The organism is Paraburkholderia sp. PAMB 6770 (genome assembly GCF_057748135.1).
In genome coordinates, this window is sequence record NZ_CM173238.1 from 914942 (window position 1) to 930537 (window position 15596).

Consider the following 15596-nt stretch of genomic DNA (forward strand, 5'->3'; position numbering starts at 1 on the left):
GGCATCAATCCTTTGGTACGTCAGCTTGCCGACGGTCGGAATTTCTCGAGAATCGTCGCCTGACGTTGCAGGAAGACCTCCAGTTGTGCGTGCTCGTCGGCGAGCTCCTCGAGCAGTTCGACGTGCCGGGCGAGCCCGATGGGCACGAACGACAGTTCCCCGTAGCGCACGCGCTTGAAGATGGCGCCTGCTCGCGCCCATTTCTGGGACAATTCCTGCAGTGCGTCTTCGACCGATTCCACTTCGCGGTCGGAGAGCACGCCACGAATGCAGAGCAGGAAGGAATGGGTGACGGTGTCGGTGGCGAAGTAGACGCCGGCCTCCTCGATACGCTGGGCGAAGTGCTGGGCGTGGATCTGCCTGAAATTGTCAAGGACGGGCAGGGCCCCGCTGATTTCGTAGGTAAATGGCATAAAAACCTCGGGCTTGAACGGATCGCTGTCTTCGAGACGCAGAGTATTTGACTGCTTGCGCGATGTCGTTGTTGCTCAATCGTGTACTTCCTACGGTAGTCAACAAAAACGTATATGTCAACATCGAATCCACATTTGGATAACTTTTCGCTCCGCCTGAAGCAGGAGCGCCGGCGTCTTGGCATGAATCAGGCGGAGTTCGGTAATGCCGGCGGCGTTTTGAAGCAGGCGCAATCCAATTACGAGAAGGGCTTGAGGTATCCGGATGCCAGCTATCTGGTTGGAATCGCAGAGGCGGGCGCCGATGTTCAGTATCTGCTGACCGGTCGGGCCTCCACGCCGACCACGCTCGCCCTGACTGGTGACGAGGAGCGCCTCCTCGCTGGGTTCCGCGAACTGAAGATGCGGGAACAGCGCGGGGTACTGGCGCTGGTGGGCGCGATCATCGGGACGTCTCGGGGAGACCCCGAGGATGTCGAGCAGCCATGATCGAAGAGGGCAGGGGGCGGCGCAGACGGTTTTCGTCGGGCGCTCGTGGGGGCAGTATCTGGTTAAGCGGAGTATGATTCAATAGGATTGAATCAGCTTCTGGGGCCGAGCCATGCGATCTACGCGTCAATTTAGTATCACGCTGCCGAACGAGATGGCCGACATGGTTCGCGCCAAGGTCGAAGCGGGGGAATACGCCTCGGAGAGCGAGGTGATCCGGGACGGGTTACGCGCCCTGGCGGCTCGTGACAGGGCGGTTGAGGCGTGGCTCCGGGAGACCGTCGTCCCGAGTGCCCAGGCCCTGAAAGCGAATCCCGATCAGGCGCTGACGCCGGAACAGGTGCGAGCGCACCTCACCAGTCGCCGCAAGGCGCACGCGTGACGTACCGCGTTCAGTTTGCCCCGGAGGTTCGGGATCAACTCGCAGAACTCGAGAGCTACATTGGCGAGACAGGGTCCCCCATGACGGCCGCGCGCTATGTCGATGCGATCGTCGAGTATTGCATCAGCCTGGCGGCCTTTCCGAAGCGGGGCAGCATGCGCGACGACCTCATGGTCGGACTGCGTATCACGCACTACCGTGGTCGCACGGTGATTGCCTTCCACGTTGACGACGAGGTTCGGACAATTTCCATCGTTGGTATTTTCTACGGCGGTCAGGATTATGAGATGCGCCTGCTGGGCGATATCGACGAGTGAGCGTTGAGCAGCACCGTTGGCACCCGTAGAACCCGAACTGAGAGTAAGAGGCGAGTTGCTTGCGGCTCGGCCGCCTCGCGGACTGGAGGGGCTGCCACGACGTCGCGAGGCGTGCGCGACAGTCGCGTCGTGGTGAGTTCGAGAGACCATCGGCAGAAATGCGACGCGCCGATCCATGCGCATGGCGCCCAAAGCCGGCGCAAGCCAATCCTGCCATCCCTCGTTTTTATGTTCTTGAATTTGCCGTTCGCAAATCCCGTGAGTGAGGTTGACCGTGGCCGCGCGGATACATGAACTACTGCCGCAAGAAAACATGTTAGCTCACGCAGGAAAACGAAGCACCACGCGCAGCAAGATGAACCGGCCCGGTGGAGGAACCCGGTGTATCGCGTGAGGAGTTGCTCCCGTCCGCACAAATACGGTGATCTGCCAGAAATGTGATGGTGGACGTTCTGGCGCAACATCCGAAAGCATGGCTACCGGACATCGAGCAGAAAGATTTCCGAGGCTGTGCTGATTCCCCATGCGAGGGTGCCGCCGCTTACGCAAGTTGAGCGGGACGACTCCGGCAGGTCGCGCGGTAAAAGTCGTATCGTCCAGACAGGTTGCATCAAATCTCGCGATTGTAGGGCGCAGCATGAAGCGCGAGGGATTTCAGATGCAGTCCGGTGCCGGCGCAGAAACCAGTCGGTCGCTCGACCGGAAAGCTGATCTTGTCGCGACTCTCGTGCGAGCAAGTTCCTGCACGTTGTCAGCCAGCGACGGCGCAAAAAAAGTTTTCTGTTCCGGCAAATTCCTGATCGTTCCGGCGTGTTCCATCGCTTCGATTAACGCCTGTTTTCAGGGGTTGACGCGCGTTATCACCCTTAGCAAGATGGCATGAAGGCAGCGTGCAGGAGTCAATCATGCCGATGGTGAAGAGCTTTACCCAGGCGCAATGGGACGCTGCCGCACGTCGTCTCGATGCGCTGCCGGAAAAGCCCGCGCATGAGCATCGCGTCAATGTCCGCGATGCAATGAAATCCATGCAGTCTCAAATTATTGGCGCACAGAGGAAGGGGTATACGCAGGAAGAAATCGTCCAGCAGATCGCGCAGGACGGTGTGGAAATCAGTGCGGCCACACTGCGATATGCGATGCAGCGTGCGGCGAAAGACGACAGGTCTGCGCAGACGGAAAGGCATGTCACAACAAACACTGACGCAGCATTGCCGCGCGTGAAAAAAACCAGTCAGGCGAAGTCATCGTATACAGGTAATGCACGCACCGAATCACAAAAGAAAAGGGATGGGGGAATAACCAGGCCAGAATCCACGCCGGTAAAGGGCTTCCTCGGATTTCCGATCAGGCCGGATACCGAAAACTTGTAGAGGTATGAAATGGCAATGGAAAATCACCCCATCTATATGGTCGGCGGCAGCAAGGGCGGTGTCGGCAAGAGCTTCGTCACGCTGGCGCTAGTCGATTATCTTCGTCGCTCGGACGTTCACGTCGTACTCGTGGAGACCGATACGTCCAATCCCGATGTCATGAAGGCTGTCCATGACGAGGTCGAATGCGCGTCGTGCGATCTGGATGAGGCGGGAGGCTGGATTGATTTCGTCAATTTCTGCGATACGCACCGCGATGCGACGGTCATCGTCAACACGGCGGCTCGTAGTCAGACAGGTGTTGCGCAATATGGCGGAACACTTGCCGGTACGCTGGATGAGCTGGCGCGGCGTCTCGTTGTGTTGTGGGTCATCAACCGGCAGCGGGACAGCCTCGAACTGCTGATGGAATTTGGCGAGACGTTCCCGCATGCGCTTACGCACGTTGTACGCAATGGGTACTTTGGTACGCCAGACAAGTTCGCGCTGTACCGCGATTCGAAACTTCGCAAGGCTGTAGAGGCGCAGGGCCAGTCACTGGATTTTCCCGATCTCGCTGACCGGGTGGCGGACGAACTTCGCAGCCAGCGTCTGTCGATCCGCAGGGCGGCCGAAACAATGCATATCGGCGAGCGGGCGGAACTGCTGCGCTGGCGAACCCTGTATAGCGACATGTTCGCCCGGGTGACAGCCGATGCGTAACCGGCGGGAGAAGCCGTCTGATGCACTCGCCCGCCTGTTTCTCGATGTCGCGGGCGAAGTGCCAGATGATAGGAGCCTGCTGCGCATGCGCCGTATCTCAGGTGCGATGAATCTGCGCGATAACGATGCACTATGGTCGATGATCGCCGTGCTCGAATACTACGCTCGACTTTACGAGGCGATGCCGGATCGTATCCGCAAGGCTGGAGATCGTGGGTTCGATGCCGTGCGCCAGGAGACCGGGGAGGCGACCGATGTCCTGATGCGCCAGCATCGTGACGCGCTCGCGCGTTGCAAGGCCACGATCCAGTTGGCCGAGAGCATGATCCGGGAATACGAAGCGAGATACCAGGCGGCGCTGGCAGAACTCAATGCGGTATCGATCACTTCGCTCGCTGAACGGATGGCGAACCGGGTTGCAAGCGTTGCCGGGAACAGGTTCGTCGGTGCGACAGCGGTGGCGGCGCGGGAACAGCGGGCGCGGATGGACGAGGCAGCGAACCTGTTTGAGCGGGCGATGGAGTCTGCGGCCAGACAGGCGCAGGGGAGTATCGAGGTATCCGGGCGGCGTCTGACGCGTAGACTAGGCTACCTGTTGTCTGTCGTGATCGGTCTGTTTGCGGTGCTGGTTGCCGTTGCATTCTGGGCCGGTGAACACGTCCGCTAAAACTACTCCCCACCTGCGTTTGGGCACAGGCAGGGAGTGGTCAGTTACGCGATGTGCTGTGCGGTTTCCGCGTTCGCCATGCTGGCTGAGGTCGGGTAGGGCCATGCCCCGACATTTTCCTCGACCGATTCCGTATCAGGCTGTGCCTCTACTTCCCCGGCGCTCGCTTCGTCCTCGTCCGTCTCATCGTCCGACATGCTGTGTACGCCGAGCGCGCGGACAGGCGGTACTTCCCGGTCGGTGAGGATTTCCGGGAACCGTGTGTCACGAACGCAGACGTAAGTCTGCGGTGCTGTACTGAAGATGGGAGAAGGCCTCCCGAAGTCGGCTTTCAGGAGCAGGCTTCAAACCGCCCGGTGCTGCTGCGTCCAAAAGGCGCGGTGGTGAGCGACCGTGGAAAAGTCACCCGGAGAGGGCGGCAGGTACGTGTTGAGAAGATGAGCGAAAGCAAACCGTCCGATGACGCATCGTTAGAAATCTAAGGTGCTGCCAAAACTGGAGCAGGGCTCCCGCTCCAGGATCAGTCGGGACGTCACCTGATTACGGACCCGATGGCAGTCGGTGTATAGGCGGCATGAGCTCAACACAGGCTTTGGTACGGAACGTGAGAACCTTGTTCTGAATGTAAAGGGAAATAACAAGTGGCAGACACCATGAGGAAGAATACCGATGTCAGAGCAAGGGGCGGAGCTGCTCGTAGTAGTGTTGAAACCCTTGTAATGAGGGCGGAGCGAAGGGGCAGCGTTATCCAGTTGACGAAGGTCACCAACCTGCATTTGCGGGGATGAGGGGCATGAAATCAACAAAGCCGTATGAGATTGCGAAGCGCACGGTGTGGGAGGCCTATCAACTGGTAAGGGCCAACCGCGGGGCTGCGGGCGTGGATGATGAAACGATCGCTATGTTCGAGCAGAACCTGTCAAGGAATCTGTACAAATTGTGGAACCGGATGTCGTCGGGGTCGTACTTCCCGCCGCCCGTGAAGCAGGTAGAGATTCCGAAGGCGAAGGGCGGAACCAGGAAACTGGGGGTGCCTACCGTGTCGGATCGGGTTGCCCAAACCACCGTCAAGCTGATGATTGAACCGATTCTCGATCCGCTATTCCATGAAGATTCGTATGGGTATCGGCCGGGTAAGTCGGCGAAACAGGCGATTGCGGTAACGCGTGAGCGTTGCTGGCGATATGACTGGGTCGTTGAGTTTGACATCAAGGCAGCGTTTGATCAGATCGATCACACGTTGCTGATGAAGGCGGTGAGGCGACACATCAGGGAAGACTGGATCCTGCTGTACATCGAACGGTGGCTGACTGCGCCGTTCGAAACGGCAGAGGGGGTTGTGCCCCGCACGCGCGGGACACCGCAGGGTGGGGTCGTCAGTCCGATCTTGATGAACCTGTTCATGCACTACGCATTTGACAGCTGGATGAAGCGTGAATATCCACGCTCTCCGTTTGCGCGCTACGCAGATGACGCGGTGGTTCACTGCCGAACTCGAGCGCAGGCGGAAGCCATGATGCAGGCTATCGCATCGCGGCTGGAAGCATGTGGACTCGTGATGCATCTGGAGAAGTCAAAGGTAGTGTATTGCAGGGACAGCAATCGCACTGGAGAGTATCCGAACGTGCAGTTTACGTTTCTGGGCTTTACGTTTCGTCCGCGGGCGGCGATGAATAAACATGGTCGGCGGTTCACGAATTTCTTGCCGGCGGTGAGTAATGACGCGCTGACAAGGATGAGACAGAAGGTGCGAAGCTGGCGGCTGCATCGACGAACGTCGGTGAAGCTGAACGATCTCGCTGAGCAATGTAACGCGACGATACGAGGGTGGTGGAATTACTATGGGGCATTCTATCGGACGGCAATGCACAAGCTCTCGGTCTATCTAGACTTGAGGCTTGAGCAATGGGCCAGACGCAAATACAAGAAGCTGTCGCAGCGCAGGCGGCGCAGTGTGCTCTGGCTCAGCAAGATGAAAAGAATTTCTCCGCTGTTGTTCTACCACTGGCGAATTGTTCGTAGTGCGGTTGGGTAACGGGAGCCGTATGAGGTGTAGAAGTTCAGACTTGATCTGACAGTAAGGCCTTGCCAAGAGGCGGGGTTACCCGTTTTGATAGAGGTGCGAATCTTCATCAAAACAGCGCGCAAGCGCCAAGGAGTAACCCCGTGAGTAGTCTCAACCAAAACGTCATCCGCCACAAGATCGGTCTGCTGAATCTGGCCAGCGAGCTGGGCAACGTGTCGAAGGCCTGTAAAGTCATGGGCCTGTCGCGCGATACGTTCTACCGCTATCAGAACGCCGTGGCCGAAGGCGGCGTGGAAGCCCTGTTCGACAGCAACCGGCGCAAGCCGAACCCCAAGAATCGCGTCGAGGAAGCGACGGAAACCGCTGTTCTGGCCTATGCCACCGAGCAGCCCGCGCACGGACAGGTTCGGGTCAGCAACGAGTTGCGCCAGCGCGGCATTTTCGTGTCGCCGTCAGGTGTTCGGTCGATCTGGCTGCGCCACGAGCTGTCGTCCTTCAAGCTGCGGCTCATGGCCCTGGAGAAACGGGTCGCCGAAAAGGGCATTGTGCTGACCGACGACCAGGTGGCGGCGCTCGAAAGGAAGCAGGACGACGATGTGGCCCATGGCGAAATCGAAACGGCCCACCCCGGCTACCTGGGTTCTCAGGATACGTTCTACGTGGGCACGATCAAGGGCGTCGGCCGGATCTATCAGCAGACCTTTGTCGATACCTACAGCAAGGTGGCCATGGCCAAGCTGTACACCACCAAGACGCCGATCACCGCCGCCGACCTGCTGAACGACCGCGTGCTCCCGTTCTTTGACGAACACCGCATGGGCGTTATCCGAGTGCTGACCGACCGCGGCACAGAATATTGCGGCAAGCCGGAATCGCATGACTATCAGCTGTACCTGGCGCTGAACGACATCGAGCACACGAAAACCAAGGCGCGACATCCGCAGACCAACGGCATTTGCGAGCGCTTCCACAAAACCATTCTGCAGGAGTTTTATCAGGTCGCGTTCCGTCGCAAGCTTTATCTGACGCTGGCGGAGTTGCAGACGGATCTCGATGCCTGGCTGGCTTATTACAACGGCGAGCGTACCCACCAGGGTAAGATGTGCTGTGGTCGCACGCCTCTGCAAACCCTCATCGCGGGCAAGGAGTGAACCGCTCCGGGTTTGTCGGAGACCGCCGAGTTTGGCGCTACGCCGCGCGAGCGGAGCGCACCAGATTCCGATTGTAGACTTCCTCTGCTTCCGCAGGCGATACGTACCCGAGCGGGCCGAGCAACCGATGGTGGTTATACCAGTGAACCCATTCGAGCGTGGCGAGCTCGACGTCTTGGAACGTACGCCATGAACGCCGATGTACAACTTCGGCCTTATACAAGCCGTTGATCGTTTCGGCCAGAGCATTGTCGTAAGAGTCGCCGACAGTTCCGACTGATGGCTCAACGCCCACGTCCACCAAACGTTCGGTGTACCGAATGCTGAGATATTGCGACCCGTGATCGCTATGATGAATGAGCCCGGGCAGTGGCTGGCGATCGTGTAACGCCTGGTTCAGCGCATCCAGCACGAAGTCAGTCCTCATCGATGCCGACACGCGCCAGCCGACGATACGGCGCGCAAACACATCGGTCACGAAGGCCACGTAGACAAAGCCCGACCATGTCCAGCAGTAGGTAAAATCTGCGACCCACAACGCGTTAGGCTGCTCGGCCCGGAACTGACGTTTGACCCGGTCCAGCGGGCACGGCACCGCATCGTCGCGCTGCGTCGTCTTGATCCGGCGCCCACGCCGCACACCTTCGAGGCCCATCACCTTCATCAGGCGCGCAACCGTGCAGCGCGCGACCTTTACGCCATCGCGCAACAACTGGCGCCAGACCTTGCGCACTCCATACACGCCGAAGTTTTCGTCCCAGACCGCCCGGATGAGGGCCTTCAGTTCAATATCGCGACGCGCTCGTGCTGACCATTGCTCCGGATCGCTGCGTCGCCCGGCGTGCCGGTAATACGTCGACGGCGCGATCGGCAGCAGGCGGCAGATCGGCTCGATGCCGTAGACGTCGCGATGCTCGTCGATGAACGCGATCATGGCTTCGATCGGCGGTCGAGCTCCGCCTGCGCGAAATATGCGGAAGCCTTACGCAGGATCTCGTTGGCCGTGCGCAGTTCACGATTCTCGCGCTCCAGTTCCTTCAGACGCGCAAGCTCCGAAGTTGTCGCGCCAGCTCGTTGGCCACCGTCGCGCTCAGCCTGAACGATCCAGTTGCGAAGCGTCTCGCGCGACATCCCCATCTTCGAGGCGATCGAGCGGATCGCTGCCCCCTGCGTTTGATACTCGTGTTGGTGCTCAAACACCATCCGGATCGCTCGCTCACGGACCTCATCCGAATATCGCGTCCCGGTGGGCTTCCTTGTCTTGCTTTCGCTTTCCATGCTTCAAATCTCCCGTTACAGCCAAGATCCGAAGTCTCCTACATTTCCGGGGCGGTTCAGAGGTCTGGAACGAGAAAGTTAACCACCTGAATCTGATCTGACAACCACGCACCGTCAGAATGGGTAACTGTCAGATCGGGTCGCGACTTCTACATATGAGGCGAGAGCTTCACGTTCGGTTCTGGGAGAGCCTCGGGGTGCAACTCCCCGGGGCTACTCACCACGCGACCTTCGCCAGGCGTAGTTCGGCTGCGGCGGCAGCGTCGGCCTTCTTCATCTTCCCGAGGTCAGCTGCAACCTTTGGCGAGACGGCTGCAGACACGACTTCCCCGATGCGAGCCTTACTGACATGATCGAAATACGTGGCGCGGGTCGGCGTCCAGTACCGGGTCATGTCCAGGTTCAGCGCGCCCGCGAGCGCGCTGATCGCCTGCGGCTTTTCCTCGCCCACGATGCCGTCGAGCAGGGTGCCGGTGCAGAAGGCAAGCAGGTCAAGCAGCGTCTTGCCGGGATCCTGTTTCGCGAGCCACGGCAGCAGATCGGCGCGTTTCGCGGGCAACTCGGCGGCCCATCGGGCGCGTTGTGCCTCAATCGTGTTCCACGCGGCGCTGGTGGGCAGGTCGTCCGCCGCGCGCAGCAGGCTGTCATGATTGTTGTCACCCGATAGCGCCAGATAGTCGCGCGCGGACGTGAAGCCGTAGTGCCCGGGCAGCGCCTGCGGAACGAGATGCCGCAACAGGGCGGCGAGCGCGACGGCGGGCTGTGCGACCATTTCGGCGTGGATGGCGACGGTGCGGTGCGCGGTGAGTCGCTGGCAGAGCTTCGCGCTGTGGACGGGTTTGACCTTCGTTCCAGGGCCATCTGCCGGGTCTCCAGCTTCGGCCTGCGGTGTGCCGGTGACAGTCGCACCGGCCGCATCCAGCGCGGCGCTGTTCTCGCGCCGCTCGAGACCGCGCTCGATGAGCAGTTTTCCCTGCGGATCGACGATCACGAACGCGCCCGCCTCCGCCATCTGCTGTGTATCCCACACGAGAGCGCGGCTTTCGAGTGCGACGATCGTGGCGTTGACCCTTCCGATTTCGGCATCAAGTCGGTCGGCTTCTTCATAGGCGTTTTCATCGTCCTCGGACAGCGCTTCCAGCTTCCCGGCCAGGTCGTCCTGCTGTGCGGTGAGTGCGTCCATCTCGTGCTGCTCGTCGTCCGTAAAGGGGCGCTGGATGGGGCGCAGCTTGCCGTAGCGGTTAAGCTCCAGCACGTTGCGCTCGACGCGGGTTTCTGTCCAGCCCCAACCCTCGGCGCGCACTTCTTCTGCGGCTACGTCGAGCTTCTGTGCGACGAGCCGCTGCAGCAGTTCGGCATCGGCAATGTAGCCCGCATTCCCGTCGTCACTGAAGAGGTCACGGCGTACATACCCGCCTGCTGCTTCGTAGGTGTCGAGGCCAATAAAGCGCACAAGGCGGCTGCGGCTCGCGTCGATTTCGGCCCGCGTGATGGCCTGCCGCAGATAGTTTGGCTGGCGTTGCCACTCGTTCGCGTCGAACCAGATGTGTTCCTGCGTTTCATGGTTGTCCGCGAGGGCGATTGCGGCAAGCTGGTCGAGCGTGATCGCGTCCTCTCTCAGCAGGGTCAGCAGCTTCGGGGACACGCTGGCGAGCTTCATGCGCCTTTTGACCGTGAGCGGCGAGGCGGAAAAGAGCGCTGCGATGTAATCGATGCTTCGCCCTTCCTCGGCCAGCATCCGGTATGCGCGCAGCACGTCGAACGGATCGAGTCCTTCGCGCTCGGTATTCTCGATCAGGGAAATGGCAAGGGCTTCACCTTCACTGACGATGCGCACGGGGACCGGGTAGTCGGCGGCGATGTCTTTCTGTTCGAACAGGAGGTCGAGTGCGGCCTCGCGGCGTTGACCGGCGCACACGCCATATTTGCGCTGCCTACTGCGCGGCCCCTTGATCTCGTGGACGACGAGATTTTGCAGCAGACCCTTGGCCCGGATATTGGCGGCGAGGCCGGAAATGCCCGACAGGGGTTTCGTACGGGCATTGAGTGGCGAAGGCCGCAGGGTCGAATACGGCACGGTCACGATGGGCTGTTCATTGCCGAAGTGGCTTTCGAGCACGGTAGCCGGTTCGGCGGTGTCTAACGTTGTGGTTTCGGATTGGGCTTGCATGACTGACTCCAGAATGTAGAAAAGAAGATTCCGGGCCAGGGACTATCGGATTCCATCAGGACTCGACCCGGATAGGAGTCCTGATGGATGAGGAGAAAACGTGGCTTTCTTAAGCCTTCCGTAGCTACGCCTTCATCTGGCGCATGGCATCCGCGAGCATCCAGAGGGCGCGGTTGAGCTTCACGTTCTGGTCGATACCGGTGATGGGACGGGTGGACATCGAGCGACCCGTGCGCGAGCGACCATGCAGCCCGCCCTTGGTGAGGTTTTCCTGAACACGGTTAAAGACGGTCCAGAGGTCGTCGCGGCGATCCTCGAAGCGGCGCGGGGCGAGCAACTGGCTGTCGGTGACCGGGGCCGGTGCCTCCGCGTCGGTCGGGTCGTAGCGCAGCGCAAGTGCGGAGCGGGCGAATGCTTGCTGTTCGTCGCGGTCGAGCGTGACAGCACGCATGCTTTCCTTCTGCTCGCAGATCAGGTCGAAGCCGTCGAGCACGTCGAACGCACCGTTGATCACGTTCTGGACGATGTTGCCCTTATGCGGGACGCGGATATCGGCAACGTTGTCGCCTGCCACCATGCCGTTCTGGCAGACAAAGCGCAGCATGCCCGCAAGCATCTGGTAACTACTGGTGCCATCGTGCGAGTTCAGCAGCACGATTTCGTTGGCTTCCTCGCCGGTAATCTGGTCGGCGTGACGAAGCCGAAGCATGTGTTTCGTGTACTCGCGACGGTCGTCGTGCCGCACGCGCGTCTGGCAGACCATGAAAGGCTGGAAACCTTCATTTCGCAGGCCGCGCAGTACGTCAATGGTCGGAATGTAGGTGTAGCGTTCGGAGCGGCTTTCGTGCTTGCCGTCCGCGAAGATGGACGGGGCAACGCGGCGAATCTGATCGTCTGACAGGGGCGAGTCAGCGCGCAGCATCGGGGAGCCGTAACGGAAAGAAGAAGCGAGTTGCATGGCAATCTCCAGAGTCAAGGTTGAGGACCTGAACCGGGCGAAGGGATGTGACTTGCCTTTGCGGCTGAACACCTCCCGGTGGAACTCGGGGTTGGCCTTGCTGCCGCCAGGTTCCCGGGTTTCCGCCCGTGCGACTTGAGGAGCCGATAGCCGGCAGGCGTCAAGGAGAAAGGCGAGGGAGGGGTGCGGGCAACACGGTCCCTCGCCCCTTGATGCCTGCCGGCTATCGGCTACGGTCGCGGGTCAAGGGCGGGGAGCTGGGAGTCGGGTGCATGCCATGCCTCGGGTTGACCGGACAGGGGCCCAACTGGAAGATGAGTGGGGATTGATTGCTGCGCCAGGAACTGATGCCCGACAGGGGCGAGACACGGTAACGCGGCTCGACGCGCAGTGCGAAAGCCCGGTCTCGGTGCCTGAGCGTACCGGACCGATGAGTCCAGCGTCTGCTTTCAGAATGCATTCATTTCTCATTCGGTCCCAAATTAAAGGGCCCGATCTCCGACGGCTGTCCGGCGCCAAGCGGCCGTACTCGGCGCCCCGACCGAGCGCGCCGTTCGTCTCGGGAATGTGAATCATGCAAAAAGCATGGTTCTGCGCCCTCTGCCACTGATATTGGTGCCGGTTGCCTGTCCCAGGAAAAGGTAATCTCGCTAGAATTCATGCGGCAAATGTGCAGTCGCAGCCGTTGTATTGGAAGCGCTGACCAGTTCTTATTCCGTCGAGACAGAGGGTATATGCAGTCTGACCTTATTAAGAAACGAATTATCGGGAACCTGACCGATGAGGTCGTCGAGCTCGACGCTTCTACGCTCGAAGAGGTTGGGCATAGCCTCATTGAATTGCTCGAGGAAAGGCACCTGATCCATCATGGCCTCAACAAGGACTATCGGCCAGTCGGATACACCATTGATACCTTTTCTCAGGATTTTTTGGTCGCCGGCGAATACAGCGCGGAGAAAGACTATTTCCATGGCAGGGTAAGTAAGGCGGCCGAGGAGCGAGAGGCCGAAGTACGGCAGGGCGCAGGAGGCACTGATGCCGCGGACCCTGTGCGGACGTACGCCAAGATCGAGAAAGACGTTCAGCACGTCCTGGATCATGCCGCAGGCAAGTTGCCCAACAAAATCTACCTCGTATGCAGTCAGGAGGAGCCGGAATCGTTTCGCGCGAATTTTAATCGCACGGAAATTGCACGGGAGCATGGCGAGCGTCTTCACATTCTCGATGCGCGCGAGCTAGCAAAGCTGATCTTTGAGTTCTCTACGCAGAACCATACCGCTGCAGCATTCTACGCAACGATTTTTCCTGGTTTTTCCCAAGACCTCGACAACTATGCCTACTATGGCAAAGCGCCTGCATCGTGCGAGCATCACGTCTCCGATCCTGCGGTTGTGCTCGCAATCCGGGATCACTTTGAACAGGGCAACCATGTTTGTCTGCTCAGTGGACTCAGCGGCTCCGGCAAGACGCAGGCCGCTATCGATTATCTGAAGCATGAAGGCAAAAATTACGAGAACTACCTGTGGATCACTGGTAGCGATTGGAAGCAGGACACCTCGCTTAGCTCGATTCAACGTGCCAGAGGTGGTGTGGCTGTCAATGTGGCGGGCATCTTCAACGGCTATAAAACGTTGCTCGTCATCGACAGCCTGGAACGCGAGCTGATTGAGAACTCGCTCGATGACCTGTCAAAGGGGCTTGAGCTAGGCGGTCGCGTGCTGGTAACTTCGCAGCTCAATCCAGCGAGCAAGTCAGTTCTTCACATGCCGACCGTTTCGACGGAGACGGCTGCTGCTATTTTGGGCGAGGACACAGACAGGCTTGGCGCGATTGCGGCCAAATTTATCGAAGCTTGCCGGTTCTCTCCTCTCATCCTTGCAACTGTTCGTAAGCTGGTCGAAGCCGAAGGCATACCTCGGGAAGATCTCTATCAAGAAATCCTCGCCGACCCGCAGGTCATTTCCGACGGCGATGGAGCGGCAATCATGGGCAGAATCTTGCGACGATTGGATCCGAGATATCTCGAGGGCCTGAAACAGATTGCGAACTCAGGATCTTTCTCGAACGATGCCAAGTTTCTCGGGCAGTTTCTGGGGCATGCCGTAAAGTCTCACTTGCAGCGGTTGTCAATACTGAAGCCGGCGGATGCGCCCGAGTTGCTGTCCGTGCATGACCTCATTTGTCATGCCGTTTGCGACAAGCCAGATGGTGAGCCCATCGCCATTGCCACGACGCAGTATGTCGAAAAGCATTTAGGGGAGATGATCCCCAGTGTTATTCGGCAGATTCATTTATGCGCGCCTCAGTTGACAGAGATGTATCGGCGGCGCGAGGTGCAACAACCTGACTGGCTGGCGTATGCCTTGCTGCAACTCAATAGTGGTCGTTCCCTTGTGCAGGATCAGGAGCTTCATCTCCGGGCCCTTCACGCGGGAGCACCGTTGCAAGAATTGCTCTGCGTCATCGACGCGCGGGAGGCGTTCGTTTATTCACTTGAACACGACGATCGGCGCAAGCACTTCGACACATGGGCGGAGGAATATGGCCGAGCTCAAGAAGGAAGTCCTCGGGCCGAGGTGAAGCTGGAGCTTTTGCATCACGAAGGCAAGGCATTGCGTCGCTGTGGAAAATTGCATGAGGCTTTGACGTGCTTCCAAAAGCTATTGAACATTCGTCCTGCGTGGCATGCCACATACCTGCAGATTGCACATATGGGAACGCAGAACGATGCCGACGATGCAATCAAGGCGGCCGGAGAAGAGGCCATGAGGACGCTCGTCGAGCGCGTCATAGAGGCGCCGCGGGATGTACCGCTACGGGTCTCGTTGGCGGCCGTCGCGCGGCTCCGTTCTTACAGGAAAGTTGCCAGCGATATGGCGGGCAAAGCCGAGCAGGTGCAGGCCTTGGCGGACGTGGTTGCCTTAGCTGCTATCGAGGGGCTGGACCAGTTCTACGAGGCCTATCTGTCGTTTACCTCAATTTTTGCGTATCAGCATCCGGAGATTTGCGTGGCGCTGGCGGAGGGGTTTCCGGAGATTCTCTCGATGCCTCCCGACCTGGTCGATACGAGCCAATGGATTAGTGCCTGCGAGTCGCTTGGCAATACAGCTGCTGCTGCTGGAAGCGCAGGTAAGGCCGATTTGCGCGATCGCATCACTGCAGCAGGCGTTGCGTTCGCCACTGCTTTGGCGGAGAGACCAGGTATCAAGAGTTTTGATGCACGCGCAGTCGCCAAGATGTTTCTTCTTGCGAAAATGCCAGCGGAGGCATTGGCTGTCATAACAAAGATTTCGCCTGAGGTTCTTAACAAGGACCATTGGCTTCTGTATCGCAAGGCTGAGGCAGAGTTGGGAGTTGGCAAGCCGGAGGATGCGCTCAATGCCGCAGAACTGGCGCTTGCGCTGGCCAAGGAAGACAAAAAAGGACGGGAGCGCATCCCTAGTTATTACGAGCTACTCAGTAAATGTCACGAGGCAATGGGCGCGACGGAAACGGCGACCACGCAAATGGAGGCGGCCTTGGATGCTTGTCCGGCGGGGAAGTACCGAGAGGCGCTGTCGCGGAGACTGGAAGACCTGAAGCAGCGCGCAAACACGAAGCATTAAGCTATCTGGTTGACAGATGGGAATCCGATGCTGTCATCGTTACGCGACAGTTGGCCGGTGATCAGTCG

The 15596-nt window shown here is 59.2% G+C and carries 14 protein-coding genes and 1 other annotated feature; of the genes, 10 read left to right on the plus strand and 4 right to left on the minus strand.

Going from position 1 to position 15596, the window contains the following annotated elements:
- Nucleotides 1-20 precede the first annotated feature (20 nt).
- Nucleotides 21-413, minus strand: coding sequence for a hypothetical protein (locus tag AC3AP7_RS04315; RefSeq protein ID WP_475765226.1), 393 nt, complete (start codon nt 411-413; stop codon nt 21-23).
- 114 nt (nt 414-527) lie between these two features.
- Here AC3AP7_RS04315 and AC3AP7_RS04320 point away from each other — a divergent pair, with 114 nt between their 5' ends.
- From AC3AP7_RS04320 to AC3AP7_RS04360, 9 genes are all read left to right on the plus strand, one after another.
- Nucleotides 528-902, plus strand: a complete 375-nt coding sequence (locus AC3AP7_RS04320) for a helix-turn-helix domain-containing protein (protein ID WP_475765223.1) — start codon at nt 528-530, stop codon at nt 900-902.
- A 112-nt stretch (nt 903-1014) separates the two neighbouring features.
- On the plus strand, nt 1015-1284 hold the full coding sequence (locus AC3AP7_RS04325; protein ID WP_475765221.1) for a type II toxin-antitoxin system ParD family antitoxin: 270 nt from the start codon (nt 1015-1017) through the stop codon (nt 1282-1284).
- Complete coding sequence (locus AC3AP7_RS04330) at nt 1281-1601, plus strand: type II toxin-antitoxin system RelE/ParE family toxin (protein ID WP_475765220.1); 321 nt, start codon at nt 1281-1283, stop codon at nt 1599-1601. The genes AC3AP7_RS04325 and AC3AP7_RS04330 overlap by 4 nt, the downstream gene beginning before the upstream one ends.
- 658 nt (nt 1602-2259) lie before the next feature.
- The gene (locus AC3AP7_RS04335) at nt 2260-2484 is read left to right on the plus strand and encodes a hypothetical protein (RefSeq protein ID WP_475765218.1); all 225 of its coding nucleotides are present in this window, start codon (nt 2260-2262) and stop codon (nt 2482-2484) included.
- Between the two features lie 22 nt (nt 2485-2506).
- Nucleotides 2507-2971 (plus strand): hypothetical protein, encoded by a 465-nt coding sequence (locus AC3AP7_RS04340; protein WP_475765216.1) that lies wholly within the window; start codon nt 2507-2509, stop codon nt 2969-2971.
- Nucleotides 2972-2980: 9 nt separating this feature from the next.
- The gene (locus AC3AP7_RS04345; protein WP_343666710.1) at nt 2981-3673 is read left to right on the plus strand and encodes a nucleotide-binding protein; all 693 of its coding nucleotides are present in this window, start codon (nt 2981-2983) and stop codon (nt 3671-3673) included.
- Nucleotides 3666-4340 (plus strand): hypothetical protein, encoded by a 675-nt coding sequence (locus AC3AP7_RS04350; protein ID WP_475765213.1) that lies wholly within the window; start codon nt 3666-3668, stop codon nt 4338-4340. Before AC3AP7_RS04345 ends, AC3AP7_RS04350 begins: the two co-directional genes overlap by 8 nt.
- Nucleotides 4341-5133: 793 nt before the next feature.
- A complete protein-coding gene (gene ltrA / locus AC3AP7_RS04355) occupies nt 5134-6375 on the plus strand; it encodes a group II intron reverse transcriptase/maturase (protein WP_475765211.1) in 1242 nt (413 codons plus the stop codon).
- A 131-nt stretch (nt 6376-6506) separates the two neighbouring features.
- On the plus strand, nt 6507-7517 hold the full coding sequence (locus tag AC3AP7_RS04360; RefSeq protein WP_475765209.1) for an IS481 family transposase: 1011 nt from the start codon (nt 6507-6509) through the stop codon (nt 7515-7517).
- A gap of 37 nt (nt 7518-7554) precedes the next feature.
- Here the strand turns inward: AC3AP7_RS04360 and AC3AP7_RS04365 are convergent.
- The 3 genes from AC3AP7_RS04365 to AC3AP7_RS04375 form a co-directional block, all read right to left on the minus strand.
- Nucleotides 7555-8795, minus strand: a protein-coding gene (locus AC3AP7_RS04365; protein ID WP_475765207.1) for an IS3 family transposase whose coding sequence is annotated in 2 segments (ribosomal slippage) — nt 7555-8489 and nt 8489-8795 — 1242 coding nt in all. Because the reading frame shifts where the segments join, the coding sequence is not laid out codon by codon here.
- Nucleotides 8377-8493 (minus strand) — a sequence feature (AL1L pseudoknot). Its footprint overlaps the gene before it by 117 nt.
- 217 nt (nt 8796-9012) lie before the next feature.
- Nucleotides 9013-10965, minus strand: coding sequence for a ParB/RepB/Spo0J family partition protein (locus AC3AP7_RS04370; RefSeq protein ID WP_475765205.1), 1953 nt, complete (start codon nt 10963-10965; stop codon nt 9013-9015).
- Nucleotides 10966-11089: 124 nt separating this feature from the next.
- Complete coding sequence (locus AC3AP7_RS04375; RefSeq protein ID WP_475765203.1) at nt 11090-11923, minus strand: DUF932 domain-containing protein; 834 nt, start codon at nt 11921-11923, stop codon at nt 11090-11092.
- Between the two features lie 734 nt (nt 11924-12657).
- Between AC3AP7_RS04375 and AC3AP7_RS04380 the strand changes: the two genes are divergently transcribed.
- Nucleotides 12658-15528: an uL30 family ribosomal protein gene (locus AC3AP7_RS04380; protein ID WP_475765202.1), complete on the plus strand. Its 2871-nt coding sequence runs from the start codon at nt 12658-12660 to the stop codon at nt 15526-15528.
- The last annotated feature ends 68 nt before the right edge of the window (nt 15529-15596 follow it).

Excerpts from the sequence above, each read along its gene's own strand:
- AC3AP7_RS04325 (WP_475765221.1), top strand. The coding sequence starts at position 1,015 with ATGCGATCTACGCGTCAATTTAGTATCACGCTGCCGAACGAGATGGCC.
- AC3AP7_RS04340 (WP_475765216.1), top strand. The coding sequence starts at position 2,507 with ATGCCGATGGTGAAGAGCTTTACCCAGGCGCAATGGGACGCTGCCGCA.
- AC3AP7_RS04375 (WP_475765203.1), bottom strand. The coding sequence starts at position 11,923 with ATGCAACTCGCTTCTTCTTTCCGTTACGGCTCCCCGATGCTGCGCGCT.
- AC3AP7_RS04350 (WP_475765213.1), top strand. The coding sequence starts at position 3,666 with ATGCGTAACCGGCGGGAGAAGCCGTCTGATGCACTCGCCCGCCTGTTT.
- AC3AP7_RS04380 (WP_475765202.1), top strand. The coding sequence starts at position 12,658 with ATGCAGTCTGACCTTATTAAGAAACGAATTATCGGGAACCTGACCGAT.
- AC3AP7_RS04315 (WP_475765226.1), bottom strand. The coding sequence starts at position 413 with ATGCCATTTACCTACGAAATCAGCGGGGCCCTGCCCGTCCTTGACAAT.
- AC3AP7_RS04345 (WP_343666710.1), top strand. The coding sequence starts at position 2,981 with ATGGCAATGGAAAATCACCCCATCTATATGGTCGGCGGCAGCAAGGGC.
- ltrA (WP_475765211.1), top strand. The coding sequence starts at position 5,134 with ATGAAATCAACAAAGCCGTATGAGATTGCGAAGCGCACGGTGTGGGAG.
- AC3AP7_RS04335 (WP_475765218.1), top strand. The coding sequence starts at position 2,260 with ATGCAGTCCGGTGCCGGCGCAGAAACCAGTCGGTCGCTCGACCGGAAA.
- AC3AP7_RS04370 (WP_475765205.1), bottom strand. The coding sequence starts at position 10,965 with ATGCAAGCCCAATCCGAAACCACAACGTTAGACACCGCCGAACCGGCT.
- AC3AP7_RS04320 (WP_475765223.1), top strand. The coding sequence starts at position 528 with ATGTCAACATCGAATCCACATTTGGATAACTTTTCGCTCCGCCTGAAG.